This is a genomic window from Porphyrobacter sp. CACIAM 03H1 (assembly GCF_002215495.1).
Taxonomy (GTDB): Bacteria; Pseudomonadota; Alphaproteobacteria; order Sphingomonadales; family Sphingomonadaceae; genus Erythrobacter.
The window spans coordinates 895,701-920,453 of record NZ_CP021378.1 but is presented as its reverse complement, the minus strand read 5'-3'; the positions used below and the strand labels follow the sequence as shown (position 1 = coordinate 920,453).

At 68.0% G+C, this 24,753-nt stretch carries 25 protein-coding genes; 15 read left to right on the top strand and 10 right to left on the bottom strand.

Going from position 1 to position 24,753, the window contains the following annotated elements; translation table 11 throughout:
• Positions 1-62: 62 nt before the first annotated feature.
• On the bottom strand, positions 63-1,127 hold the full coding sequence (locus CBR61_RS04465) for an isoaspartyl peptidase/L-asparaginase family protein (protein ID WP_088913274.1): 1,065 nt from the start codon (positions 1,125-1,127) through the stop codon (positions 63-65).
• Between the two features lie 74 nt (positions 1,128-1,201).
• Here CBR61_RS04465 and CBR61_RS04460 point away from each other — a divergent pair, with 74 nt between their 5' ends.
• Both CBR61_RS04460 and CBR61_RS04455 read left to right on the top strand, forming a co-directional pair.
• On the top strand, positions 1,202-1,714 hold the full coding sequence (locus tag CBR61_RS04460) for a GNAT family N-acetyltransferase (RefSeq protein ID WP_088913273.1): 513 nt from the start codon (positions 1,202-1,204) through the stop codon (positions 1,712-1,714).
• A 16-nt stretch (positions 1,715-1,730) separates the two neighbouring features.
• Positions 1,731-2,681, top strand: a complete 951-nt coding sequence (locus tag CBR61_RS04455) for an SDR family NAD(P)-dependent oxidoreductase (protein ID WP_088913272.1) — start codon at positions 1,731-1,733, stop codon at positions 2,679-2,681.
• On the opposite strand, the gene CBR61_RS04450 is transcribed toward CBR61_RS04455, so the two are convergent.
• On the bottom strand, positions 2,678-3,616 hold the full coding sequence (locus tag CBR61_RS04450) for an alpha/beta hydrolase (protein ID WP_088913271.1): 939 nt from the start codon (positions 3,614-3,616) through the stop codon (positions 2,678-2,680). The genes CBR61_RS04455 and CBR61_RS04450 overlap by 4 nt on opposite strands.
• Before the next feature lie 104 nt (positions 3,617-3,720).
• On the opposite strand from CBR61_RS04450, the gene ispG reads away from it, so the two are divergent.
• From ispG to CBR61_RS04425, 5 genes are read left to right on the top strand one after another with little or no spacing between them, the layout of a single operon-like run.
• On the top strand, positions 3,721-4,875 hold the full coding sequence (ispG, locus tag CBR61_RS04445; RefSeq protein ID WP_088913270.1) for a flavodoxin-dependent (E)-4-hydroxy-3-methylbut-2-enyl-diphosphate synthase: 1,155 nt from the start codon (positions 3,721-3,723) through the stop codon (positions 4,873-4,875).
• Positions 4,872-5,369: a thioredoxin family protein gene (locus CBR61_RS04440; protein ID WP_088913269.1), complete on the top strand. Its 498-nt coding sequence runs from the start codon at positions 4,872-4,874 to the stop codon at positions 5,367-5,369. Before ispG ends, CBR61_RS04440 begins: the two co-directional genes overlap by 4 nt.
• A complete protein-coding gene (locus tag CBR61_RS04435) occupies positions 5,366-5,911 on the top strand; it encodes a manganese efflux pump MntP family protein (RefSeq protein ID WP_199797454.1) in 546 nt (181 codons plus the stop codon). Before CBR61_RS04440 ends, CBR61_RS04435 begins: the two co-directional genes overlap by 4 nt.
• A gap of 4 nt (positions 5,912-5,915) precedes the next feature.
• The gene (locus CBR61_RS04430; protein ID WP_088913267.1) at positions 5,916-6,863 is read left to right on the top strand and encodes a histone deacetylase; all 948 of its coding nucleotides are present in this window, start codon (positions 5,916-5,918) and stop codon (positions 6,861-6,863) included.
• Positions 6,864-6,908: 45 nt separating this feature from the next.
• Positions 6,909-7,610, top strand: coding sequence for a murein L,D-transpeptidase catalytic domain-containing protein (locus tag CBR61_RS04425; RefSeq protein ID WP_088913266.1), 702 nt, complete (start codon positions 6,909-6,911; stop codon positions 7,608-7,610).
• A 204-nt stretch (positions 7,611-7,814) separates the two neighbouring features.
• Here CBR61_RS04425 and CBR61_RS04420 read toward each other — a convergent pair whose 3' ends face one another.
• Positions 7,815-9,257 carry a L,D-transpeptidase family protein gene (locus tag CBR61_RS04420; protein ID WP_172835915.1) on the bottom strand — a complete coding sequence of 481 codons (1,443 nt, stop codon included), beginning with the start codon at positions 9,255-9,257 and terminating at the stop codon, positions 7,815-7,817.
• 159 nt (positions 9,258-9,416) lie between these two features.
• Between CBR61_RS04420 and CBR61_RS04415 the strand changes: the two genes are divergently transcribed.
• From CBR61_RS04415 to CBR61_RS04400, 4 genes are all read left to right on the top strand, one after another.
• On the top strand, positions 9,417-10,307 hold the full coding sequence (locus CBR61_RS04415; RefSeq protein ID WP_233996853.1) for a DMT family transporter: 891 nt from the start codon (positions 9,417-9,419) through the stop codon (positions 10,305-10,307).
• Positions 10,308-10,426: 119 nt separating this feature from the next.
• A complete protein-coding gene (gene acnA / locus CBR61_RS04410; protein WP_088913265.1) occupies positions 10,427-13,099 on the top strand; it encodes an aconitate hydratase AcnA in 2,673 nt (890 codons plus the stop codon).
• Between the two features lie 8 nt (positions 13,100-13,107).
• Complete coding sequence (locus CBR61_RS04405) at positions 13,108-13,611, top strand: rhodanese-like domain-containing protein (protein WP_233996852.1); 504 nt, start codon at positions 13,108-13,110, stop codon at positions 13,609-13,611.
• 34 nt (positions 13,612-13,645) lie between these two features.
• Complete coding sequence (locus CBR61_RS04400) at positions 13,646-14,341, top strand: 2OG-Fe(II) oxygenase (protein WP_088913264.1); 696 nt, start codon at positions 13,646-13,648, stop codon at positions 14,339-14,341.
• A gap of 21 nt (positions 14,342-14,362) precedes the next feature.
• Here the strand turns inward: CBR61_RS04400 and CBR61_RS16730 are convergent, their stop codons facing one another.
• Positions 14,363-14,629 (bottom strand): PEP-CTERM sorting domain-containing protein, encoded by a 267-nt coding sequence (locus CBR61_RS16730; RefSeq protein ID WP_157696492.1) that lies wholly within the window; start codon positions 14,627-14,629, stop codon positions 14,363-14,365.
• Here CBR61_RS16730 and CBR61_RS04395 point away from each other — a divergent pair.
• A complete protein-coding gene (locus CBR61_RS04395; protein WP_088913263.1) occupies positions 14,616-15,656 on the top strand; it encodes a hypothetical protein in 1,041 nt (346 codons plus the stop codon). The two genes, CBR61_RS16730 and CBR61_RS04395, sit on opposite strands and share 14 nt — an antisense overlap.
• Before the next feature lie 576 nt (positions 15,657-16,232).
• Here the strand turns inward: CBR61_RS04395 and ruvB are convergent.
• From ruvB to ruvA, 3 genes are read right to left on the bottom strand one after another with little or no spacing between them, the layout of a single operon-like run.
• Positions 16,233-17,267 carry a Holliday junction branch migration DNA helicase RuvB gene (gene ruvB / locus CBR61_RS04390; RefSeq protein WP_088913262.1) on the bottom strand — a complete coding sequence of 345 codons (1,035 nt, stop codon included), beginning with the start codon at positions 17,265-17,267 and terminating at the stop codon, positions 16,233-16,235.
• On the bottom strand, positions 17,268-17,513 hold the full coding sequence (locus CBR61_RS04385; protein WP_088913261.1) for a hypothetical protein: 246 nt from the start codon (positions 17,511-17,513) through the stop codon (positions 17,268-17,270).
• On the bottom strand, positions 17,513-18,121 hold the full coding sequence (gene ruvA, locus CBR61_RS04380) for a Holliday junction branch migration protein RuvA (protein WP_088913260.1): 609 nt from the start codon (positions 18,119-18,121) through the stop codon (positions 17,513-17,515). Before ruvA ends, CBR61_RS04385 begins: the two co-directional genes overlap by 1 nt.
• A gap of 145 nt (positions 18,122-18,266) precedes the next feature.
• Between ruvA and aroC the strand changes: the two genes are divergently transcribed.
• Positions 18,267-19,337, top strand: a complete 1,071-nt coding sequence (gene aroC / locus CBR61_RS04375) for a chorismate synthase (RefSeq protein ID WP_088913259.1) — start codon at positions 18,267-18,269, stop codon at positions 19,335-19,337.
• Positions 19,338-19,448: 111 nt separating this feature from the next.
• Here the strand turns inward: aroC and CBR61_RS04370 are convergent, their stop codons facing one another.
• The 3 genes from CBR61_RS04370 to CBR61_RS04360 form a co-directional block, all read right to left on the bottom strand.
• Entirely contained in the window at positions 19,449-20,450 is a 1,002-nt protein-coding gene (locus CBR61_RS04370) for a DUF4274 domain-containing protein (protein ID WP_157696491.1), read from the bottom strand.
• Between the two features lie 77 nt (positions 20,451-20,527).
• Positions 20,528-21,496 carry an NAD-dependent epimerase/dehydratase family protein gene (locus tag CBR61_RS04365; RefSeq protein WP_088913257.1) on the bottom strand — a complete coding sequence of 323 codons (969 nt, stop codon included), beginning with the start codon at positions 21,494-21,496 and terminating at the stop codon, positions 20,528-20,530.
• Between the two features lie 51 nt (positions 21,497-21,547).
• On the bottom strand, positions 21,548-21,820 hold the full coding sequence (locus tag CBR61_RS04360) for a hypothetical protein (protein WP_088913256.1): 273 nt from the start codon (positions 21,818-21,820) through the stop codon (positions 21,548-21,550).
• A 443-nt stretch (positions 21,821-22,263) separates the two neighbouring features.
• Here CBR61_RS04360 and ahpC point away from each other — a divergent pair, with 443 nt between their 5' ends.
• On the top strand, positions 22,264-22,830 hold the full coding sequence (gene ahpC, locus CBR61_RS04355) for an alkyl hydroperoxide reductase subunit C (RefSeq protein ID WP_088913255.1): 567 nt from the start codon (positions 22,264-22,266) through the stop codon (positions 22,828-22,830).
• Between the two features lie 210 nt (positions 22,831-23,040).
• Positions 23,041-24,630 (top strand): alkyl hydroperoxide reductase subunit F, encoded by a 1,590-nt coding sequence (ahpF, locus tag CBR61_RS04350; RefSeq protein WP_088913254.1) that lies wholly within the window; start codon positions 23,041-23,043, stop codon positions 24,628-24,630.
• Positions 24,631-24,753 lie beyond the last annotated feature (123 nt).

Here is a 24,753-nt window from a genome sequence, read left to right as displayed (position 1 = left end):
AGCGTAGCCGAGGCACCATTACTGAGGCCTCTCGACTTCGCTCGAGGCGAACGGGGCTCGGATCAATGATCCGGCGTCGCCGACGCCTTCTCCTCGCCGCCGAAGATCGCCACCTCGTTCAGCCCGGCGCTGTTGGCCCGGCCGCGATACATCCCTGTGGTGTTGAAGCTGAAGATCGCCTGCCCGGCGGGCGTGACGAGGATCACCCCGCCATCGCCGCCCATCTGCCTCACGTCCTCCATCACCGCATCGGCGATGTACTGCACCTCCTCGGTGCGCACGAAGGGATCGGGGGCCTTGTCGCCCGCCATCGCCGCCTTGACCTCGACCGTCGCGCGCAGCCGCGCGCAGATCTCGTGGGCGACGCCGACGCGCAGGAAATACTCGCCCCAGCCCGTCGCCGAGACCGCGCAGGCGCGGTTGTCGGCATAGGTGCCCGCGCCGATCACCGGGGCATCGCCGATGCGGCCCCAGCGCTTGCCCGTCATCCCGCCGGTCGAGGTGCCGGCGGCAAGATTGCCCTTCCGGTCGAGCGCCACCGCGCCCACCGTGCCGAACTTGTGATCGACATCGAGCGCGGAGAGCTTCTCGGCCTTCAGCCGCTCCAGCGATTCGCGCCGCGCGGGCGTGGCGAAGTATTCGGGCGGGGTGACGGCGAAACCCTTCTCGGCGGCGAAGGCCTCGGCGCCCGCGCCCATCAGGAACACGTGCTCGCTGTCGGTGCGCACCCTGTCGGCGAGCAGGATCGGATTCTTCACCGTCTTCACCCCCGCGATCGCCCCGGCAGACCGGTCGCGCCCGTCCATGATCGAGGCGTCGAGCTCGTTGGTGCCCTCCCAGGTGAACACCGCGCCCTTGCCGGCGTTGAACAGGGGCGAATCCTCCATGATGATGATCGCCGCCTTGATCGCGTCCATCGCATCGCCGCCATCGGCAAGGATCTTCGAGCCCGCATCGAGCGCGCGCTGCAGATCCGCCTCGTAGGCGGCGCGTTTCTCGGGCGTCATCTGCGCAGGATCGAGCGTGCCCGCGCCGCCGTGGATGGCGAGCGACCATTCGGGGGCGTCTTCGGCAAGGGCGGGCTGGGTCATCAGGGCGAGAGCGGCGAGCGCGATGAGCTTCTTCATGGGGCAAGGGTGTAACGCGGCCCTGCGGCTTTCGCCAGCTTAACAGCACGCCGCCTGCGCGCTAGGGCGAGGGTATGATCCTGCGCCCCGCCACCCTCGCCGATGCCCCTGCCCTTGCCAAGCTCGGCGCCGACACCTTCGTCGCCGCCTTCGGGCACCTCTACCGCCCCGAGGACCTCGCCGCCTTCCTCGCCGAGGTGCACAACCCGGAGGCGGTCGCAGGCGAGATCGCGGGGGATGAATGCACCCACCGCCTCGTCGAGGTGGAGGGCAGCCTCGTCGCCTTCTGCAAGCTGCGCTATCCCACCAAGTTCGGCGAATACACCGACGCGCAAAACCCGATCGAGCTCGGCCAGCTCTATGCCCTGCCCGCCTACACCGGCAGCGGCATCGGCGCGCAGCTGATGGACTGGGCGCTCGCCCACGCGCGCGAGCACGGCAACGATGCGGTGCTGCTCAGCGTCTATGCCGAGAACTTCGGCGCCCAGCGCTTCTATCAGCGCCACGGCTTCGGCAAAATCGCCGACATTACCTTCAGGGTCGGGGAACATATCGACCCCGAATTCCTGTATGAGCTGAAGCTGTAACCACGGGAGAGGGACGATGAGCGAATTCGACTGGGCGAGCACCACCGACGAGGTGCTGGAGGGCAAGGACCTGTCGGGGCGCACGGTGTTCGTCACCGGCGCGAATTCGGGGCTCGGGCAGGAGACCGCCCGCGCGCTGGCGAGCAGGGGCGCGCACGTGATCATGGCGGGGCGCGACCAGTCCAAGCTGGACGAGAGCGTCGCCGCGATCCATGCCGATCACCCGCGGGCACAGCTCGACACCATCACCGTCGATCTGACCAGCCTCGAGAACATCCGCGCCGCCACCTCGCGCGCGCGCCAGCGGTTCCAGAAGATCGACATCCTCATCAACAATGCGGGCGTGATGGCGACCCCCTTCCTGCACACGGCCGACGGGTTCGAGATGCAGTTCGGGACCAACCACCTCGGCCACTTCGCGCTCACGGCGGAGCTCATGCCGCTGATCGAGCGCGGGCACCTGAAGCGCATCGTCAACCTGTCGAGCCGCGGGCACTTCATGGGGCCGGTCAATTTCGAGGACCCGAACTACCAGCACCGCCCCTATGATCCCTGGACGAGCTACGGCCAGTCCAAGACCGCCAACGTGCTGTTCACCGTCGGTCTGGAGCAGCACTTCGCGGTGCTCGGCATCCACGCCTATGCGGTGCACCCGGGCGGGATCGAGACCAATCTCGGCCGGCACATGTCGCCCGAGATGCGCGACGGGCTGATGCAGCGGGTGACCACATCGGACAGCAATTTCCGCTGGAAGACCATCCCGCAGGGCGCGGCGACCAGCTGCTGGGCGGCGACCGCCGATGAGCTCGAAGGCAGCGGCGGGGTCTATTGCGAGGACTGCCACGTCGCCGAGGTCGACGACGAATCCCAGGTGAGCGGCGTGCGCTCCTATGCGCTCAACCCCAGCTATGCCGAACGGCTGTGGGCGCTGAGCGAGCAGCTGACAGGGGCGAAGTTCCCGAGCTAGGCGGCAATGAACTCCGCCAGCAGGCCGAACACGTCCTTTGCCTCGCGGGTCGGGGTGATCGCCATGAAGACGTGCGGTGCGGCCTCGTATTCGTAGAGCTTCGCGTCCACGCCCGCGGCGCGCAGGCGGGCGAGGAAGGTGCGCGAATCGACGATGAACAGGTCGTGCCGCCCGGTCCATATGCGGGTCGGGGGGAGCTGGGCGAGGTCCTCGGCTGCAGCGTAGAGCGGGCTTACCTCGGGATCGTCCATCGGCCGCCCGTCGGCCACCAGTGCCCCGCAGGCGCGCAGGGTGCCGATCTTGAGCATCACGTCATGCGGCTCGACCGCAGCGATGGCCGGGTCGGCGAGGCCGAGATCGAGCCACGGCGCGAACAGCGCGAGCTTGCCCGGCAGCGGTCCGCTCCCGCCTGCCAGCCGCAGCGCCAGCGCGAGCGCCATGTGCCCGCCGGCGCTGTCGCCATTGAGGATGATTTTCGCCGGATCGTGCCGCGCGGCGAGATCGGCATGGACCGCGTCGGCCAGCGCGTCCTGCGCGGCGTGGCTCGCCTCGGGCACCACCGGGTAGAGCGGCACGGTGACGCTGATCCCGCAAGCCTTCACCATCTCGGCGACCAGCGGCCAGTGCACCTTGAACATCGGCCGCACGAAGCCGCCGCCGTGGAAATAGATCATGTGCCATGCGCCCGGCCCCGCCTTGGGGTGGAGCGTGACGACCCTGTGGCCCAGCACCTCGCGCTCCTCGACGGCGAAGCGCTTGCGGAAGCTTTCGGGCATGGGCGCATCGAGCGGCAGCTTGCGGCCCGCCATCGCGGCATGGAACCCCGCCTCGTCCAGCGGGAAGACCGGTTCCTGCCGGCTCACCAGCCACTTGATCGCCCGCGTCAGCAGGCTCGGGCTCGCGCTGCGCAGTTCGGTCGCGGTCTCGGTCAGCATGGTTTCTCCCCTCCGGCCCTTGCAGACTGCCGCGCGCGGGGCCCGTGTCAAGCGCGTGCGCGCGGTCATTGCCCCGTCACGTGCGCGCGGCTATATGCGCTCCCATGTCCAGCATCCGTCCCTGGCGCACGATCGAGCGCCGCAAATGCCGTCAGATCATGGTCGGCAACGTCCCCGTCGGCGGGGACGCGCCCATCACCGTGCAGACCATGACCAACACGCCAACCGAGGACGTGAAGGCGACGATCGACCAGATCCGCCGCTGCGAGGAAGTGGGCGCGGACATCATCCGCGTGTCCTGCCCGACCGAGGAATCGACCGCGAACTTCAAGCAGATCACCCGCGCCGCGCGCATCCCGGTGGTCGCCGACATCCACTTCCACTACAAGCGCGCCCTCGAAGCCGCCGATGCTGGCGCGGCGTGCCTGCGCATCAATCCCGGCAATATCGGCTCGGCCGACCGCGTCGCCGAGGTGGTGCGCGCCGCCAAGGCCAATGGCTGCGCGATCCGCATCGGCGTGAACGCCGGGAGCCTTGAAAAGGACCTCCTCGAGAAATACGGCGAGCCCTGCCCCGAGGCCCTGATCGAGAGCGCGCTGGATCACATCAAGCTGCTGCAGGACCACGACTTCCACGAATACAAGGTGGCGGTGAAGGCCTCCGACGTGTTCCTCGCGGTCGCGGCCTATCACGGCCTCGCCGAGACGGTCGATTGCCCCCTCCACCTCGGCATCACCGAGGCGGGCGGGCTGATCGGCGGCACGGTCAAATCCTCGATCGGCATCGGCTCGCTGCTGTGGGCCGGGATCGGCGACACCATCCGCGTCAGCCTCTCCGCCGAGCCGGAGCAGGAGATCAAGGTCGGCTTCGAGATGCTCAAGGCCCTCGGCCTCAGAACCCGCGGCGTGCGCATCGTCTCGTGCCCCTCGTGCTCGCGGCAGGGCTTCGACGTGATCCGCACCGTCGAGGCGCTCGAGCAGCGGCTCGAACACATCAAGACCCCGATGAGCCTCTCGATCCTCGGCTGCGTCGTCAACGGCCCGGGCGAGGCGCGCGAGACCGACATCGGCCTCACCGGCGGCGGCGCGGGCAAGCACATGGTCTATCTGCGCGGCGTGACCGACCACACCGTGCAGGACGAGAACATGCTCGATCACATCGTGCGCCTCGTCGAGGAAAAGGCCGCCGAGATCGAACGGGGCGAGGCCACCGCCTTCGACCCGCAAGCCGCGCCGCAAGCGGCCGTCGCCGCAGAGTGATCCGCCGCGTCTGGGCCGCGGGCCTCGCACTGGCGCTTGCCGCCTGCGCGACGACGCCTGACGCGGCGGCGCATCCCGAGGCACGCCCCTACGCTGCCGAAGCCGACGCGGCGCGCAATGTCGATGCCGCGCTCGCCCGCGCCGCGACCTCGGGCAAGCGCGTGCTGCTGGTGCTCGGCGCGAACTGGTGCCACGACAGCCGCGCGCTCGCCGGGTGGCTCGAAACCCCGCGCTTCGCCGCACTGGCCGCGCAAAGCTATGAGGTCGTCTTCGTCGACGTCGGCACGCCCCAGACCGGCGAGGGACGCAATCTCGACATCGCCCACCGCTTCGGCCTTGCCGAAATCACCGGCACCCCCGCGCTGCTGGTGCTGACCGCGGAGGGCAAGGCCGTGAACCTCGACACCGCCGCGACATGGCGCAATGCCGCGAGCCGCAGCGAGGCGGCGATCCACGCCGAGCTCGCCGCCCTCGCCGGGCCGCCCGCGCCGTGATCGCGGCGCTGCTGCTCGCGCTGGCGCTGGCGATGGACGCCTTCGCCGTCGCGCTGACGCAGGGCGCGCGGTTCCGGCCCTCGGTGGCAGGGGGCCTCGCCATCGCGGCGACCTTCGGCACCTTCCAGGCGGTGATGCCGCTGATCGGCTGGGGGATCGGCGCGGTGGCGCTGGGCTATGTCGCGGCGATCGACCACTGGATCGCCTTCGGCCTGCTCTCCTTCCTCGGCCTGCGGATGCTCGGCGGGCATGTCGGCGAGGCGGAGGCCGCCCGTGCGCTCACCGGCCGGGCGCTACTGGTGGCAGGGGTGGCGACCAGCATCGACGCGCTGGCGGCGGGCATCACCCTGCCGACGCTGGGCGTCGCGCCGCTGACGGCAGTCGGCCTGATCGGCCTCGTCACCTTCGCCCTGAGCGGCGCGGGTGTGGCGCTGGGGCGGCGCGCGGGCGATCACCTCGGCGAATGGGCCGAACGCGCGGGGGGCATCATCCTGATCGGCCTCGGGTGCAAGATCCTCGCCGAACACTCCGGCTGGCTGTGACGCCATGCTCCACGTCGTGCACCACGCCGACTACATGGCCCCGCGCCCGGAACGCGGCACCTTCCGCTTCGACAAGTACTATCTCGTCATGGAGGAACTGCGCGCCTCGGGTGCGCCGCTGACCGTTCACGCCCCCGAACCCATGCCGCGCGAATGGCTCGATGCGGTGCATTGCCCCGACTATGTCGACGAGGTCTTCCGCGCCGAAGTCCCCCGCCACAAGGAGCGGCGGATCGGCTTTCCCGTCACCCCCGCGATCACCTCCCGCGTGCGCCACACCAACGGCGACACCTGGCTCGCGGCGCAGCTTGCCCTGCGGCACGGCTATGCGGCGAACAGCGCCGCCGGGAGCCACCATGCGCTCCACGACACGGGCGCGGGTTATTGCGTCTTCAACGACCTCGCCGTGACAGCCAACCGCCTGATTGCCGAGCGCCACGCCGCCCGGGTGCTGATCGTCGACTGCGACGTGCACCAGGGCGACGGCACCGCCAGCCTCACCGCCGGGCGGGAGGACATCTTCACCCTCTCGCTCCATGCCGAGAAGAACTTCCCGGTGAGGAAGGCGCGCTCCAGCCTCGATGTCGGCCTCCCCGACGGGCTCGACGACGATGGCTACATGGAGGCCCTCGCGCGCCACCTGCCGCAGGTGCTGGCCGACTTCGCCCCCGATTTCGTGCTCTATCAGGCGGGGGTCGATCCGCACCGCGACGACAAGCTCGGGCGGCTCGCCCTGACCGACGCGGGGCTGGCGCTGCGCGACCGCTTCGTTGTCGGGTCGTGCCGCGGTCGTGGCCTTGTCGTCGCCAGCGCATTGGGCGGCGGTTACGGCGACGATGCGCGTGCCGTCGCCGCCCGCCATGCTGCCTCCATGCTCGAGATGGCGCAGGAGAACGCCGCATTTCCCGCACCGCGCTCCACGAATCGGGGCACAGCTGCGATGAACCGTTGACGCCCTTATTGGGAACCGGCCGCGCGCGGGTTACGTTGGGGAACAATGAAGCGTCGCGACATTCTGAAGGGCACTCTGGCAGCGGGAGCGGCACTGGCGCTGCCTGCGCGCCTGTTCGCCTCGGTGAGGACCGGCACCCCGCGCGACCGCATCCTGTTCGACATCGCCAAGCGCGAGCTGGCCCGCGCCGGCAGTTCGATCTGGCGGCACGACATCGTCGGCATCGCCGATTTCGGCCTGCATTCGGCCAAGCCGCGCTTCCACTTCGTCAATCTCGAACGCGGCGAGATCGTCTCGCACCATGTCAGCCACGGGATGGGCTCCGACCCGCAGCATGACGGCTGGCTCAAGCAGTTCTCGAACACCGAAGGCTCGAACGCGACCAGCCGCGGCGCCTATGTGACATGGGAATGGTACAAGGGCCGCTACGGCACCTCGGTGCGCCTGGGTGGGCTCGACCACACCAACGAGGCGGCGCTCAGGCGCTACATCGTGATGCACCACGCCAGCTATGCCGAGACGTCGCACCTCGAGAAATTCGGCCGCCTCGGGCGCTCCAACGGGTGCTTCGCGATGGGCACCGAACAGTTCCGCGAGGCGCTGCTGCACCTTTCGGGCGGGCGGCTGCTCTATGCGGATTCGATGGGGCTGGAGGAAGACGGTTCGATCCAGCCGGTGCCGGAGCTTGCGCTCTATGAGCGCGCCCCGTTCGAGGCCGGCGCGCGCCCCGCTCTGTCGGCCTACTAGGGCGCTTTCCTACCCGGCCGCCCCAAGCTAGGCAGGCAGCCGATCTTTCGCATCGTCGAAGCCCCGCCGCACCGTAGCTCGACCGGAAAAACGCGCCGAACACCTGTCAACTTCGGTTTTGGCCTGCAAGCCAATGAAATTGCAGCGAAATTCCTGTAGGAATGCGAAGTTTACAGTGTCAACTTTGTAAACTTCGCCAGGCCTCTAGCTGTCGCGCAGATCGTCCTCGATCACGATCACCTCGTCCGTCGGCAGGATGCTGCGGTTGCGCACCCGCGGCTTGTCGAGGCTGGCGAGCACCGGCGCGTCGCGGCCATAGATGTCCTTGAAGGTCGCCATCTCGCCGTTGATGTCGGTCGCCATGGTGAAATAGGTGATGTAGGCGGCCCACTGCTTCTCGAGCATCACCTTGGTGTACTTGCCCGAGGTCGAGATCGCGACCGCTTCCTCCTTGGTCGCGCCCTTGCCGAGGATCGCCATCGTCATCGCCAGCTCCAGCGCCCGCTCGGTCCGCACGCAGCCGTGGCTGAGTGCCCGGTCGGCATTGGCGAAGAGGTGGCGCGAGGGCGTGTCGTGGAAGAAGATCGCGTGCGGGTTGGGCATTTCGAGCTTCATCTGCCCGAGCGAATTGCCCGGCCCGGGCTGCTGGACCACGGTGATGTAGCCGTTGGCGCCCTTGGTCGCGACGTAGCCGTTGCGCTTGGCCCAGGCAGGGTTGGCGAGCGCCCGTGCGCCCAGCCCCTCGCCCTTGACGATCGACTGCGGCACCGTCCAGGTGGGATTGAAGACCACACCCTCGACCATCTCGGCGAGCTGCGGGGTGGCGGTGCGCCCCGGCTTGCCGACGATCGTGCGGTAGGTGCTGATGATGCGGTTCTTGACCGTCAGGCGCAGCTGGAACTCGGGCACGTTGGTGATGAGGTATTGCGAGCCGAGATCGCGCGCCAGCCAGCGCCAGCGGTCCATGTTGGCGCGGATCAGCTTGCGCTTGGCGGCATTGCTGGCAGGGGTCGCTGCCAGCTCCGCCTTGAGCTTGGCGTAATCGGGGTGGGTGGGGTTCAGCTTCGCGAGGGTGCCGGCGATGTCGCCGGTCCGCAGCGCCTCGGCCAGCACCTCGCCCGAGGGGTGGGCATCACGGTCGGGATCGACCACGAACCACTGCTCGCGCGCCTCCATCGGGGTGCGCCCGTCGCGCAGGTCCTCGACCAGCCAGATGAAGCTCTGCGAGGCGAGCTCGTTCAGCTCCTTCGAAGGGCCGGAGGCGAGCGCGACCTTGAGCGGGGCGAGGTCGTAGTCCTTGGGGTCCAGCCCCTCGGCGCCGATCCCCTCGATCACCGCGACGAGCTTGGCGGCATTGGCCACGGTCCAGTTCTGCACCAGCGGGACCACGGGCTTGTCGCCGCCCTGCACCACCGGCTCCGAGACGGTCGGGAAGGCTTGGGTGAAGGCATCCGAGCTCTTGGGCGTCGGCGAGGGGGTGGGCGCGGGCGCGGGGATCTGCACGGTCACCGGGCCGCCGGTCTGCTGGCCGCCGGGGATCACGCCGGGTCCCTTGAGCGCCCCGCCCTCCTGCGCCATCGCCGCCGTCGTCGCCACCAGCGCGGCGATCGCTGCGCCGCCAGCCAGTCTGCCCGAAAACCTGATCATCACTTGCTGCCTTTTCGCCCCGTGTCGGCATCCTTGCGCCGCACCAACCGCGCCGCGACCTTACCCGCAGCGCCATGCCGCTATCAACCATCTTGGCTTTCACCTGCATTAATGTTCACAGGCGTGACCTCGCATCCACGCCCGCCTATGGCACCGCTCATGCCCTCGCACCGCTCCGCCTTGCTCCCCTTCGCCGCCGCACTGGCCGGAGTCGGGTTCCTGTCGCTTATGGACGCCTTCATGAAGGAGGCGGCGCTTCTGATCGGGGCCTATACCGCGACGGTGCTGCGCGCCTTCATCGGGGCCGCGCTGATCGCGCCGGTGTGGCTCTCGCGCGGGCCCGCCATGCCGACCCGCGCGGTCTGGCGGCTCCATGCCGAGCGCGGCGTGGTCTCGGCCTTCATGGCGCTGACCTTCTTCCATTCGCTGACCCTGCTGCCGCTCGCCGAGGCGATCGCCCTCTCCTTTATCGCCCCGCTGATCGCGCTCTACCTCGCCCGGGTGCTGCTGGGCGAGACGATCAGCCGCGCCGCGATCGGGGCGAGCCTACTCGGCTTCGCGGGCACGCTGGTGATCGTCGGCGGGCGCATCGGCGAGGGCCGCTTCGACGAGGACGCCGCCTGGGGCATCGCCTCGCTGATGGTTTCGGCGCTGCTCTATGCCTACAACTTCATCGTCATCAGGCGGCAGGCGCAGGTGGCCGGACCGCTCGAGATCGCGACCTTCCACAGCGGTATCGGCGGGCTGGTGCTGCTGACGCTGGCGCCAGTGCTGTGGCAGCCGCCCGAGGCAGCGGCGCTGTGGCCGCTGGTGGTGGCCGGTGCGCTGACCGTCGCGGGCTCGCTGTCGATCGCTTGGGCCTATGCCCGCGCAGAGGCGAACGTGCTGGTGCCGACCGAATATTCCGGCTTCGTCTGGGCTGCCGGCATGGGCTGGCTGTTCTTCCGCGAGCCGGTGACGCTGCCGACGCTGGCCGGCACGGCGCTGATCGTCACCGGCTGCTGGCTCGCCACCCGCCCGCAGCGCGCCGCCCCGGTCGCCACCGCTTGAGACCATTTCCCGACGGCGCCCCCCTTGACCTCGCGCGCGCAGCAGCGCAGGAGCGCGGGCGAAATCCCAAGCCCTTGGTGGATCGGGGGCGGGACAACCAGAAGGATGGAAACCCTCTCATGACCGCTATCGGCCAGGATTCGCTCGGCACCCGCCAGATGCTTGACGTGAACGGCAAGCAGTACGCCTATTACTCGCTGGCCAAGGCCGCCGAGCAGCTGGGCGACATCTCCCGCCTTCCGATCTCGATGAAGGTGCTGCTCGAGAACCTGCTGCGCTTCGAAGACGGCGGCTTCACGGTCGACCGCTCGCACATCCAGGCGCTGGTCGACTGGCAGAACAACCCCGTCACCGGCGAGGAAATCCAGTACCGCCCGGCGCGCGTGCTGCTCCAGGACTTCACCGGTGTGCCCTGCGTGGTCGACCTTGCCGCGATGCGGGACGCGATCAAGAAGCTCGGCGGCGACACCGCGAAGATCAACCCGCTGGTGCCGGTCAACCTTGTGATCGACCACTCGGTGATGGTCGACGAATTCGGCCACCCCAAGGCGATGGAAGCCAACATGGCGCTCGAATACGAGCGCAACGCGGAACGCTACGACTTCCTCAAGTGGGGCTCCAAGAGCTTCCAGAACTTCACCGCCGTGCCCCCGGGCACCGGCATCTGCCACCAGGTGAACCTCGAGCACCTCGCCCGCGCGGTGTGGTCCTCGGAAGGCCCTGACGGCGTGATGGTCGCCTATCCCGACACCTGCGTCGGCACCGATAGCCACACCACCATGATCAACGGCCTCGGCGTGCTGGGCTGGGGCGTCGGCGGGATCGAGGCGGAAGCCGCGATGCTCGGCCAGCCGGTCTCGATGCTGATCCCCGAAGTGGTCGGCTTCTACCTCGAAGGCGCGATGGCCGAAGGCGTGACCGCGACCGACCTCGTGCTGACCTGCGTGCAGATGCTGCGCAATGTCGGCGTGGTCGGGCGGTTCGTCGAGTTCTACGGCCCGGGTGTCGCCAACCTGACGCTCGCCGACCGCGCCACCATCGCCAACATGGCTCCCGAATACGGCGCGACCTGCGGCTTCTTCGGCATCGACGACAAGACCCTCGATTATCTGCGCCTCACAGGCCGCAGCGAGGAAACCATCGCGCTTGTCGAGGCCTATGCCAAGGCACAGGGCATGTGGTTCGATCCGGCCAACGAGCCGGTCTTCACCAAGACCCTCTCGCTCGACATGGCGACCGTCGTCCCCAGCCTCGCCGGCCCCAAGCGCCCGCAGGACAAGGTGATCCTCCCCGAGGTCGACGACCTGTTCAACTCCGATCTCACCAAGGTCTACGGCAAGGCAGCCCCCGCCCGCGTCGGCGTCGAGGGCAAGGACCACGACATCGGTGACGGCGACGTGGTGATCGCCGCGATCACCTCCTGCACCAACACCTCGAACCCCGACGTCCTGATCGCCGCCGGCCTCGTCGCCAAGAAGGCCAACGAGAAGGGCCTCAAGCCCAAGCCGTGGGTCAAGACCTCGCTCGCCCCGGGCTCGCAGGTCGTCACCGACTACCTCGTGAAGTCGGGCCTGCAGGAGCACCTCGACGCGGTCGGCTTCGACCTCGTCGGCTATGGCTGCACCACCTGCATCGGCAACTCCGGCCCGCTCGCCGCGCCGATCTCGGCGGCGATCAACGGCAACGACATCGTCGCTGCCTCGGTGCTGTCGGGCAACCGCAACTTCGAGGGCCGCGTCTCGCCCGACGTGCGCGCGAACTTCCTCGCCTCGCCGCCGCTGGTGGTCGCCTATGCGCTGAAGGGCACCGTCACCGAGGACATCACCACCACCCCGATCGGCCACGACCAGAACGGCGCGCCGGTGATGCTCGCCGACCTCTGGCCCACCAATGCCGAAATCGCGGAGCACCGCGCCGCCAACATCGACCGCTCGATGTTCGAATCGCGCTACGCCAACGTCTATGATGGCGACGAGCACTGGCAGGCGATTACCGTCGAGCCCTCGGACACCTACCAGTGGCGCGCCGGGTCGACCTATGTCGCCAACCCGCCCTATTTCGAGGGCATGACCATGACGCCCGCGCCGGTCACCGACATCGTCGATGCCAAGCCGCTGGCGATCCTAGGCGATTCGGTCACCACCGACCACATCTCGCCGGCCGGCTCGATCAAGGAAGACAGCCCGGCGGGCAAGTTCCTGATGAGCAATCAGGTTACCAAGAAGGACTTCAACTCCTACGGCTCGCGCCGCGGCCACCACGAAGTCATGATGCGCGGCACCTTCGCCAACATCCGCATCAAGAACGAGATGGTGCCGGGTGTCGAAGGCGGCTTCTCGACCTATGGCGGCGAGACCATGCCGATCTACGACGCGGCGATGAAGCACAAGGAAGACGGCACGCCCCTCGTCGTCATCGGCGGCAAGGAATACGGCACCGGTTCCTCGCGCGACTGGGCGGCGAAGGGCACGATCCTGCTCGGCGTGCGCATGGTGATCGTCGAGAGCTTCGAGCGCATCCACCGCTCGAACCTCGTCGGGATGGGCGTGCTGCCGCTGCAGTTCAAGGAAGGCGACACCCGCGAGACACTGGGCCTGAAAGCCACCGACAGCTTCTCGATCCGCGGTCTCGCCGACCTGACCCCGGGTCAGGACGTCACCGTCGAAGTCACCCGCGAAGACGGAACGCACTTCAGCTTCACCGCGCTGTGTCGCATCGATACCGCAAACGAGATGGAATATTACCGCCACGGCGGCATTCTCCATTACGTTCTGCGCAAGCTTGCGGCATAAGGAGAGGCATGACCCGCACCGACTTCGCCTTTCTGATGTCGCCCCTGCCGCTCGCGCCGCTGATGCTGGCGGTGGCGGCCTGCGGGGGTGAGAGCGGCGAGGGGAGGAAGGGCGATGCCCCGGCCGGGCCGCTCGGCTTCGAACTGGCGATGGCGGCGACGGCGGACGATGCGGCAGCCCCGCTGCCCGCGCCGGCGTCGCTCGTGTCGCTCTCGCCCGAGGAACTCGCCCAACGGATCAAGGCGGGCGATGTCCGCCTGATCGACGTGCGCACCGACGAGGAAGTGGCCGAGGGCACCATCCCCGGCGCAGAACACATCGCGCTCGACCGGTTCGATCCCGCCACGATCGCCACGGATGACGGGCGCGAGGTGGTGTTCTACTGCCGCTCCGGCCGCCGCTCGGCCATCGCCGCCGAAAAGCTGGCCGAGGCGACAGGCGCGCCCGCGACGCACCTCGAGGGCGGCATCCTCGCCTGGGAGGCTGCGGGCCAGCCGGTCGCCAAACGCTGACCGGGCGTTAACCCTGCCGTGCTAATGCGGCGGGATGACCGGGACCCTCACCGCCTTCGATCCGATGGCCGACCCGCGCAAGCTCGCGTGGTTCGGTCACATCGTGCGCGAACGTCTGCTCCGCCATCCCGCGGTCGAGCGCATCGCCACCGACCGGGCCGAAGTGTTCCGCGTGAGGGGCTTCCTCAAGCGCAGCGATTGCCGCGAGATCGTGCGCGTCATCAACCACCAAGCGGCGCCCTCGACCCTCTACCGCGGCACCGAGCGCGAGGGTTTCCGCACCAGCTTCACCCACCATTTCGGCCGCAACGACCCGCTGACGCGCAGCTGCGAGCAATACATCTCGGACCTGATGGGCATCGACGACAACCACGGCGAGGTGATGCAGGGGCAACGCTATCAGGCCGGGCAGCAGTACAAGCACCACTTCGATTTCTTCGCGGTCGGCGAGGGCTACTGGCAGCAGGAAGCCAGCCGAGGCGGTCAGCGCACTTGGACAGCGATGATCTGGCTCGACGAGCCGCGCGAGGGCGGGGAGACCGATTTTCCCAAGCTCGGCCACAGCTTCCGCCCGGAGACCGGCACGCTGATGCTGTGGAACAACATGACCCCCGACGGGCACCCGAACATGGCGACGCTGCACGCCGGGATGCCGGTCAAGCGCGGCATCAAGCACATCATCACGCGCTGGTACCGCCAGGAGCCCTGGCGGCTGATCAACCCCGCCTGAGCGGGCGGCGCGCGCCGCCCTCTATGCGCCGGTGATGTGCCGGCGCCGCAGGATCGCCGCCGCCGCGAGGCCGAACAGGATCGTCATCGGCGGAGCGGGAACATCGTGACCGCCCGAGGTCGAGGAGGAGCTGCTGCTCGACGAGGACGACGACGAGCTGCTGCCGCTCGAGGAGCTCGATCCCGAGGACCCGCTGGAGCCGGAAGACCCGCTCGAACCTGTCGAGGTCGAGGAGCTCGAGCTCGACGAGGAGCTGCTGCTTGAGGAGCTGCTGGTGCTGCTGGTCATGTCGCCCGAGGTGCTGCCGCCGCTGGTCGCACCGCCCGAGGACGAGGAAGACGAGGAGCTGCTGCTCGACGAGGAGGACGAGGACGATGAGCTACCGCCCGAGGAACCCGAGGAAGAGCTGCCGCCCGGCTTGCCGCTGCTGCCGCCCGACGAGGACGAAGACGAAGACGACGAGCTGCTGCTCGACGATCCCGACGAAGACGAGGACGAGCCCGAACCGCCCGAGCTGCCGCCCGGCTTGCCGCTGCTGCCGCCCGATGAGGACGAAGACGAGGACGACGAGCTGCTGCTCGACGATCCCGACGAAGACGAGGACGAGCCCGAACCGCCCGAGCTGCCCCCCGGCTTGCCGCTGCTCCCGCCCGACGAGGAGGAGGAAGACGACGAGGAGGAGGACGACGAACTCGAGGAGGACGAAGACGACGAGCCCGAACTGGTCACGGCGCCGGTCGAGGAACTGACGTTGCCGGACGAGCTCGACACGTTTCCGAAGGAGCTGGAGACGTTACCGGACGAGCTGGAAACCCCGCCGGTACTGCTCGAGACATTGCCGGAGGTGCTGGTGCTCGACACCGCCCCGGTGCTGGTCGACACGGCACCGGTCGACGTCGAGGTCGACACCGCCCCGGTCGACGAGGTGATCTGGCCCGAGGACGAGGTCGTCGAGGTCGAATTGTCGATCCGGATGTCGATCACGATGCCGCTGCTGGTCGTGCCGCTGCTGGTGGGCGGTGCCGGCGGGAAGCCTGACGAGGTCGGAGGCGCCGGAGGGAAGCCCGACGAAGTCGGCGGGGCCGGCGGGAAATCGCCCGAGGTCGTGCCGCTGGTGCCGCCGCCGGTGGTGGTGGTGCTCACCACCGAGACGTCGCCTGAGGACGAACCGCCGCCGCCGAAGAAGCCGCCGAAGAAGCCGCCACCGCCGAAGCCCAGGCCGCCGCCGAAGCCGCCGAAGCCGCCGCCCCAGCCGCCACCCGGCCCGCCGCCGCCCGAGATCGGCGGGAGCGGGGGAAGCGGCGCGGGCATATAGGCGATCTGCGCGATCGGCGGGCATTCCTCGGGATTGAAATAGGCCTGGACTGCGCCTGCCGGAACGCTCGGCGCGCCGACGGGCCCGGGGCCGACCGGCTGGCACTCGATGGTGCGCTCGACGATCCGCCGGCGACGCTGCTCGGGCACCTCGATGATACGCGGGTTACCCTTGATGTAGCGCGCCCCCGTGACCGGATCGACCTTCACCAGCTTGCCGTCGATGTTGGTCGAATAGTCCGGCGCGTCGGTGTTCATCGGCTCCGCCATGCGCACGGCGCCGCCCTGAAGCAGAGCGACACCCGCAGCAGCGGCGGAAAGCTTCGCGATGGCCAGTTTGAGCGACATTATCGTTACCCTGTTGCCTGCGAGGGCCGGAGCGCGAAGATCGCACCTCCCCCAAATCCAGCCTTCTTTTGATGTGAGAAGTCGGACAGGGGCAATCGCGTTAACGCTGTGCAGGCGCTTCAAATGGCCGGAATTGCCGCGATTTCGCGGGATTTCGGGCGCGCTGTCCCGAACTGGCACCGAAAAGGGGGCGGCGGTTAGCCGAAGGGTTAACGCGGACGGGCCAGACTCAGTCCTCGAACAGCCCGCCCTGTCCGCCGGGCGATTCCCGCGGGGGAATCAGTTCGAGATGCGCCCAGCCGGCATCGTTGAGCACCCGCCCGCGTGCGGTGCGGGCGACCAGTCCAAGCTGGATGAGGTAGGGTTCGACCACCTCCTCGATCGTGTCGCGCGGCTCGGCGAGGCCCGCGGCGAGGGTCTCGATGCCGACCGGCCCACCCTTGTAGGTGGTGGCGATCATCGAGAGGTAGCGGCGGTCCATCGTGTCGAGCCCGAGGCGGTCGATCTCGAGCCGCGTGAGCGCCTCGTCCGCCACCGCGCGGGTGACGGTCGCGCTCCCGGCGACATCGGCAAAGTCGCGCACGCGTCTGAGGAGCCGCCCCGCCACACGCGGCGTGCCGCGGCTGCGACGGGCGATCTCGTGCGCACCGTCGGGCGCGATGGCGAGGCCCATCAGCCCCGCCGCGCGGGTCACGACCCGCTCCAGCTCCTCGTGGGTGTAGAAGTTGAGCCTTACCGGAATGCCGAAGCGGTCGCGCAGCGGCGTGGTCAGCAACCCCTGCCGCGTGGTCGCGCCGATCAGGGTGAAGGGCGGCAGGTCGATCCTGACCGAGCGCGCCGAGGGCCCCTCCCCGATGATGAGATCGAGCGCGCGGTCCTCCATCGCAGGGTAGAGCACCTCCTCGACCACGGGCGAGAGGCGGTGGATCTCGTCGATGAACAGCACGTCATGCGGCTCGAGATTGGTGAGCAGCGCGGCGAGATCGCCCGCCTTGGCGATGACCGGGCCGCTGGTGGCGCGGAAGCCCACGCCAAGCTCGCCCGCAATGATCTGCGCGAGCGTGGTCTTGCCGAGGCCGGGCGGGCCGAAGAACAAGGTATGGTCCATCGCCTCGCCTCTTGCCCGCGCGGCGGCGATGAAAACGGCGAGGTTCCCCTTGGCCGCCTCCTGCCCGACGAATTCGGCGAGGCGTCGCGGGCGCAGGGCCGCGTCAGGGTCACCGGGCTGGCGGGTGGGGGAGTGGAGGGGGGTAGAGTCAGTCATTCACCAAGCCGAGTGGTTCGGATACCAGATGCCGCGGACGAGGAAGTTGCCCATGTTTGGCCTCACATGGTTCTGTTCGACCTCCTCCATTGACCGGATCCGGCTCGACGAGCCGATCTCGCACGGGCCGAGCCTTTCACGAAGCAGAGCCAAGGCATCGTCTAGGTCGCGCGCGGTAACGCCCATGCCGAAGGCTGCACCCTGCGGCAGGTCCGGTCCGGTTGGTTCGATCCAGAAGATTTCCATCACCCCGCCGCCTTCTTCAGCGCCACGCGGATCAGGTCGCCTTCGGTCGCACCCTCGCCCAGTTCCTCCAGCGCCCGCGCCACGGCCTGTGCAGCCACCGCAGGCTTGAAGCCGAGATTCTCTAGCGCGCTCGCGGCATCCGCGCCCTTGCTGCCCGCAGGGGCAGAAACCGCGCTCACCGCGAACCCGCCCGAGCCGCCCGGCATCCCGCCCGCCTTGTCCTTCAACTCGTTGACGATCCGGCCTGCAAGCTTCGGTCCCACGCCCTGTGCGCGGGCGACCATTGCCGCGTCGCCCTTGCCGCAGGCGTCGCGCAGCTCTCCGGTCGATAGGGCAGAGAGGATCGCCAGACCGACCTTGCTCCCCACGCCCTGCACGCCCGTCAGCAGCCGGAACCAGTCGCGCTCGGCCTGCTCGGCGAACCCGAGGAGGCGCATGTCGTTCTCGCTCACCTGCAATTCGGTGTGGACGGTGCAGGCCTCCCCCGCCTCTCCCAATGCTGCAAGCGTGCGGCTGGAGCAGTGGACGAGGTAGCCCACCCCGCCGACATCCACGACCGCCCAGTCCTCGCCGGTCGCATCGAGCCTGCCTGAGAGCTTTGCAATCATGGTTTGTTCCTGCCGCAATCGGGCACGCTTGGCCAGAGCGAAGCCCGCACAATCCCCGTTCGCTTCGAGCGTAGTCGAGCGGCATTCATCAAGGTGTCTCGACTACGCTCGACACGAACGGGAGTTTGGGTAAAGAACCGCGCCCATGAGCTGGAATACCTTCGGGCGCGTGCTGCGCTTCACCACCTGGGGAGAAAGCCACGGGCCTGCGTTGGGCGCGGTCGTCGACGGCTGTCCGCCGGGGCTCGCGATCTCGGAGGAGTTCATCCAGCCATTCCTCGATGCCCGCAAGCCGGGCACCAGCCGCTTCACCACTCAGCGGCGCGAGGATGATCTGGTGCGGATCCTCTCGGGGGTGTTCGAGGGGAAGACCACCGGCACGCCGATCAGCCTGATGATCGAGAACACGGACCAGCGATCGAAGGACTATTCCGAGATCGCCCGGCAATACCGGCCGGGCCATGCCGATTACGCTTATGACGCCAAATACGGCATCCGCGATTATCGCGGCGGCGGGCGCTCGTCCGCGCGCGAGACGGCAGCGCGGGTGGCGGCGGGCGCGGTGGCGCGGCTCGTCATCCCCGAGGTGACGATCACCGCCTATGTCTGCGAGCTCGGCGGCGACCGGATCGACATGGCGCACTTCGACGCTGCCGAAATTGCCAAGAACCCGTTCTTCTGTCCCGATGCGGCGGCGGCGAAACGCTGGGAAGAAAAGGTCGATGCCGCGCGCAAGGCCGGATCCTCTCTGGGCGCGATCGTCGAGTGCGTCGCCACGGGCGTCCCCGCAGGCTGGGGCGCGCCGATCTATGCCAAGCTCGACAGCGACCTTGCGAGCGCGATGATGAGCATCAACGCGGTCAAGGGCGTCGAGATCGGCGACGGGTTCGAAGCCGCGCGGCTGACCGGCGAGGAAAACGCCGACCCGATGCGCCCGGGCGCCGACGGGAAGCCGGAATTCCTCGCCAACCACGCTGGCGGCACGGCGGGCGGCATATCGACCGGGCAGCCGGTGGTGTGCCGGGTGGCGTTCAAGCCGACCTCCTCGATCCTGACGCCAGTGGAATCGATCAATTCGGCCGGAGAGGCGGTGGAAGTCGTCACAAAGGGCCGCCACGATCCGTGTGTCGGCATCCGCGGCACCCCGGTGGTCGAGGCGATGATGGCGCTGGTGCTGGCCGACCACAAGCTGCTGCACCGTGCTCAAGTAGCGTAAGCGGTAGCGCGAGAGGGACGCGCTCAAGTAGCGAAGCGGTAGCGTCACAGGGGCGCGCTCAAGCAGCGCAAGCGTAGCGCGACAGGCACCCGCCCCCGCGCTCCTCAGCCTCTATCGGCGGAACAGCCGGCGATAGGTGTAGTGCTGCGCCGCCCAGCGCAGGCCGAGCCACACGGGCGCAATCAAGCCGACAAACACCCCCAGCCTTGCGGCGCGAGCCGCGAGGCTCATGTCCTCGGCTGCGGCGGCCATGTCCGACAGCGCGAAATAGCCCTGCATCCACGCGATCCCGAACACGACAAGGCCGCCATAGATCACCATCATCTGCCGCCGCGGGACCGGGAGGAACTCGCTGCGCAGATAGGCTCGCACCGTCGCGGTCGCCTGGTTGATCCACCAGCACCAGAAGGCGATCATCGCCGCGCAGCCTGCCATCATCTTCCAGTACTGCCCGACATCGTTGAGATAGGCGCCCATCGCCGCAAGCAGCACCCCGATCCCGAACAGGTTGAAGAAGATGTTGCGCATCTGATCGCGCGCCTCGACCATGTCGGGAGTCGTCCCGTTCCATTCGGGCGTATCGACCCACACGGTGCCGTGGAACACCTCGGGATAGCGGGCATAGAAGGCACGATCGTTCGTGACCTCGTGCCCGCGGAGGCTGCGGATCATGTCGGGATGCGGGCGGAACGGCGGATCGGCGATTTTGGCGCAGTCCCGCTCCATCGCCTCGTAATCGGCGATCCTGCCGGGCTCGGCATCGAAGGCGATCCGGCGGCGCGTGTAGGTGCCGGCGTGGAGGCGCTGCGCGATGCAGGCGATGATGTCGATCTCGTCGCGGTGATGGACGCGCTCGCCGCGCGCCATGAGCATAAGGTCCCAGCCCGGCTCGCAGCGCCAGAACACGTCGAGCGCGGTGGCGAGGTCGCACTCGTCCTGCATCACGATCCACAGCAGCGGCTCGAGCCGGTTGCTCCAGTTGAAATCGAGCGCCGCGCGGTGCCAGTCGTCAGGGCTGGCGGTCTTCAGCCAGTCGATATGCGCCATGACGTAGTCGTCGCCGTCCGGCTTGATCGTGCTCATCCAGTCGACGCCGGTCAGCATCTCGTTCATGTCTGCAATCCCGCTTCGCCCCGCCGCGATGCACGCCTGCATCGGGCTGAAGCGGGAGGGGCCTAGCGCACGGCGGGTTACTTTCCGGCTAACCTGTTCATTTCCTTCGGTGGCACGTAGCCGGGATCATGCGCGAAGGGCAGCGGTCCGCCCGCCTCCAGCGCCTTCAGCACGGCCGCGAAGTCCGTCCGGCAGCGAAAGCCCAGGTCGCGTTCGATCGCCGAGGGATCATAGACGCGCCCGATGCTCTGCGGCAGCTGCCAGCCGCGAGAGGCGTAGAGTGCGGGGGCTTCGGGGAAGCGTTCGGCGATCATGCCGGCCGCGTCGCCCTTCAGGCGCGCCGCGTCCGCACGGGTGAAGGGCGGAGGCGCGCTCACCACATAGACTCCCCAGCCGAGCCGCGGTGCGGCCTCCAGCGCAGCGAGGTGCGCAGCCGCGCAGTCCTCCACCGTCAGGCGGCGGTTCAGGAACTCGTTGGCCTTGAGGTTCTCACCCGCCGGCACGGCGTCGGTATCGTCATCCTCGGGGAAGAAGCGCGCGACCCTCAGGGCGATCACCGGCAGGCCGTGGAGGTCATGGGTGAGGCGGCACAGCTCCTCGGCGGCGCGCTTGGTGACGCCGTAGATGTTGCGCGGGGCGAGCGGGGCGGTGCGCTCGTCGAGCCACACCGCCTGGCTCGCCACCTCGTCGCGAATGGCCTGCGTGATCATCAGCGAGGTGGTCGAGGTGAAGACGAAGCGATCCGCCCCGTGCCGCACTGCCGCCTCGAGCAGGTGCAGCGTGCCGGTGACATTGACGTCGACGAAGGCCTGCGCGGGATAGCGGACGATGTCGGGCTTGTGCAGCGCCCCCGCATGGACCACCGCCTCGAAGCGGTGTTCGGCGAAGAGGCGCTCGATGAGGCCTGCATCCGCGACGCTCCCGATCGTGTCGGTATGGGCTCCCGGCGCGATGTCGAGCCCGGTGACCGCGTGGCCCGCACGGGTCAGGAGCGGCGCGAGAAAGCGCCCGAGCCAGCCAGACGATCCGGTGAGAAGCACCCGCATGACGCGCCTGCTAGCAGGCCTGGCCCCACAGGCAAGCGAGCGGGCGGCGGGTCAGGAGCAGCAGTTGCAGCAGGCCTTGCCCGCGCCTACGATGGCAGTGCGCAGCGCATGGGCGAGGCGCCCCTCGCTCACTTCGCCGAGTACGTCGCGCTTGACCCCGATGAACCGTTCGGTCTGATTGCCAAGTTCATCGAAGGCCGAATGGACGATGCCGAGCACATCCTTGCGTGACAAGGTCATGGCGGCCTCGTTCTGGGAAAGCGCGGAATTCTCGAAGTCGAACCCGATGGGTGTGACCCCGGGCTCGCCATAATCCTTCGACATGCAACCCTCTCTGGCTCTTCTAAGCCACGTTTCCACGCCCGGGCGGGTTCATGCCACGCCGCCCCAAGGCTGGCAAATTGTGCACCGGCAAAACGGCTCGCAAGGAGCCTGTTCAGTCTCAGGTTATTTTGATCCAGCGCAATTTTCGCCGATAGAAATCCTTTGCGAAAGATACTTCGTTACACACCAACTGCTGCGAAACTCGGTTCGCCTCGCGAGCAGCGCAGTTCATGGCTATTTAGCTGATTTTGCGGTCGTCCCACCGTTGCCCGCGTCCACTAACGCGGCGGTTTACCATAAGCGCGTCAGTTCCCGCCGCCACGATTGAAATTTCCGATTTTCGCAATCGCACAAATGATCTTTTGTGCAGCGCAAAAGGGCCTATCTGGGCAGTGTCGGAAACGACCCCTCTTCATCAAGACCCAACATAAGGACAAACTCCCATGGGTATCATCGGTTCGACCATCAAGCCGTTCACCGCCACTGCCTTCCAGAAGGGCAAGGACTTCTTCACCGTCACCGACGCAGATCTCGCGGGCAAGTGGTCGGTGTTCTTCTTCTATCCGGCCGACTTCACCTTCGTGTGCCCGACCGAACTCGAGGACATGGGCGAAAAGTACGCCACCCTTCAGGCGATGGGCGTCGAAGTCTACGCCGTCTCGACCGACACGCACTTCAGCCACAAGGCGTGGAGCGACACCTCGGATAAGATCGGCAAGCTGACCTTCCCGTTCCTCGGCGACCAGAACCACCTGCTCTCGAACAACTTCGGCGTGCTGCGTGAAGGCGCCGGTCTTGCCGACCGCGCGACCTTCGTGGTCGATCCGGACGGGGTGATCCAGATCATGGAAATCACCTGCGAGGGCGTGGGCCGCAATGCCAACGAGCTGACCCGCAAGATCAAGGCCGCCCAGTACGTGCGCGCCAACCCCGGTCAGGTCTGCCCCGCGGCGTGGGAAGAAGGCGCGGACACCCTCGCACCCTCGCTCGACCTCGTCGGCAAGATCTAAGCGAACCGGCACGCGCGGGGCTTCTCCCCTCCCCCCTCGGTCCCGCGCGGCCGCAAATCCCGAGAGCCTTTCAAGGAGCCCTCGGGTCGTAGCCGGGACCGGATGTTTCCCGCCCCTCCCCCCCTTTTGGGGCGGCGGCATCCGGTCCCGTGTTGCCCGACACACCGAACACATACGTCTCGCGCGATGATCCGCGCCCGGAGGACACCCATGCTCGACGCCGCCATGCAGGCCCAGCTCAAGACCTATCTCGGCAATCTTCGCGAAGGCGTGGAACTGGTCGCCTCGCTGGACGACAGCGAGAAGTCGCGCCAGACGCGCCAGCTGATCGAACAGATCGCCTCGCTGCACGATCTCGTGAGCGCGCGCTTCGACGGGACCGACGCCCGCAAGCCAAGCTTCGTCATCCGCCGCGCCTCGGACGCGGAGAAGTGGGTGCGCTTTGCGGGCCTCCCTATGGGCCACGAATTCACCTCGCTGGTGCTCGCCTTGCTGTGGGCCGGCGGCCACCCGCCCAAGGTTGATGCCGACCTGATCGAGCAGGTCCGCGCGCTCGAGGGCGATTACCACTTCGAGATGTTCTTCTCGCTGACCTGCCACAACTGCCCTGACGTGGTGCAGGCGCTGACGTTGATGGCGCTCGAGAACCCGCGGATCACCGCGACCCTTATCGAGGGCGGCACCTTCCAGGAGGAAGTCGAGCGCCGCGACATCATGGCGGTGCCGGCGACCTTCCTCAACGGCGAGCCGTTCTACAACGGCAAGATGGAGCTGGCCGAGATCCTCGCGAAGCTCGACGTCAACGCCGATGCCAGGCAGGCCGAGAAGCTCAGCCAGAAGGCGCCCTTCGAGGTGCTGGTGATCGGCGGCGGCCCTGCGGGCGCGGCGGCGGCGGTCTACACCGCGCGCAAGGGTTTCCGCACCGGCATCGCGGCTGAGCGCTTCGGCGGACAGCTGATGGACACGCTCGGGATCGAGAACCTCCCCGGCACGCCCTACACCGAAGGCCCGAAGCTCACCGACAGCCTGAAGAAGCACGTCGGCGAGTACGAGATCGACCTGATGGACCTTGCCCGCGCGGTCGAACTGCGCGCCGCGAAGGACGTCGGCGGCTATCACGAGGTCGTGATGGCCAATGGCGCGACGCTCAAGGCGCGCTCGCTGATCCTCTCCACCGGCGCGCGCTGGCGCAACCTCGGCGTGCCGGGCGAGGCGGAGTATCGCAACAAGGGCGTGGCCTATTGCCCGCACTGCGACGGCCCGCTGTTCAAGGGCAAGAACATCGCGGTCATCGGCGGCGGCAACTCGGGCGTCGAGGCGGCGATCGACCTTGCCATGATCGTCGGCCACGTCACCCTGATCGAGTTCGATACCAGGCTGCGCGCCGACGAAGTGCTCCAGCGCAAGCTGCGCTCGCTGCCGAATGTCGAGATCATCACCAACGGCCAAACCACCGAGATCCTCGGCGAAAACGGCAAGGTCAGCGGCCTCGTGGTGAAGAACCGCGCCAAGGGTGACGAACGCCGCATCGCGCTCGAAGGCGTGTTCGTGCAGATCGGCCTCGTCCCCAACACCGAATGGCTGCGCGACACCGGTCTGGAGCTGTCGAAATTCGGCGAGATCGTCATCGACGATCACGGCGCGACCAGTATACCCGGCATCTACGCTGCGGGCGACTGCACCACCGTGCCGCACAAGCAGATCGTCGTCGCGATGGGCGAAGGCGCGAAAGCGGGTCTGGGGGCGTTTGACTTCCTGATCCGGAACGAGCCGGTCGAACAGGTCGCGCAGGCGGCTTAATCCTGCGCGAGATGTGATCGGAAGGGCGGGCTCTCGACGGTGAGCCCGCCCTTCTTGTTTTCGTCATTGCGAGCGTAGCGAAGCAATCCACCGCCTGCCGGCGAGCTTGTCGCACCGGCAAGC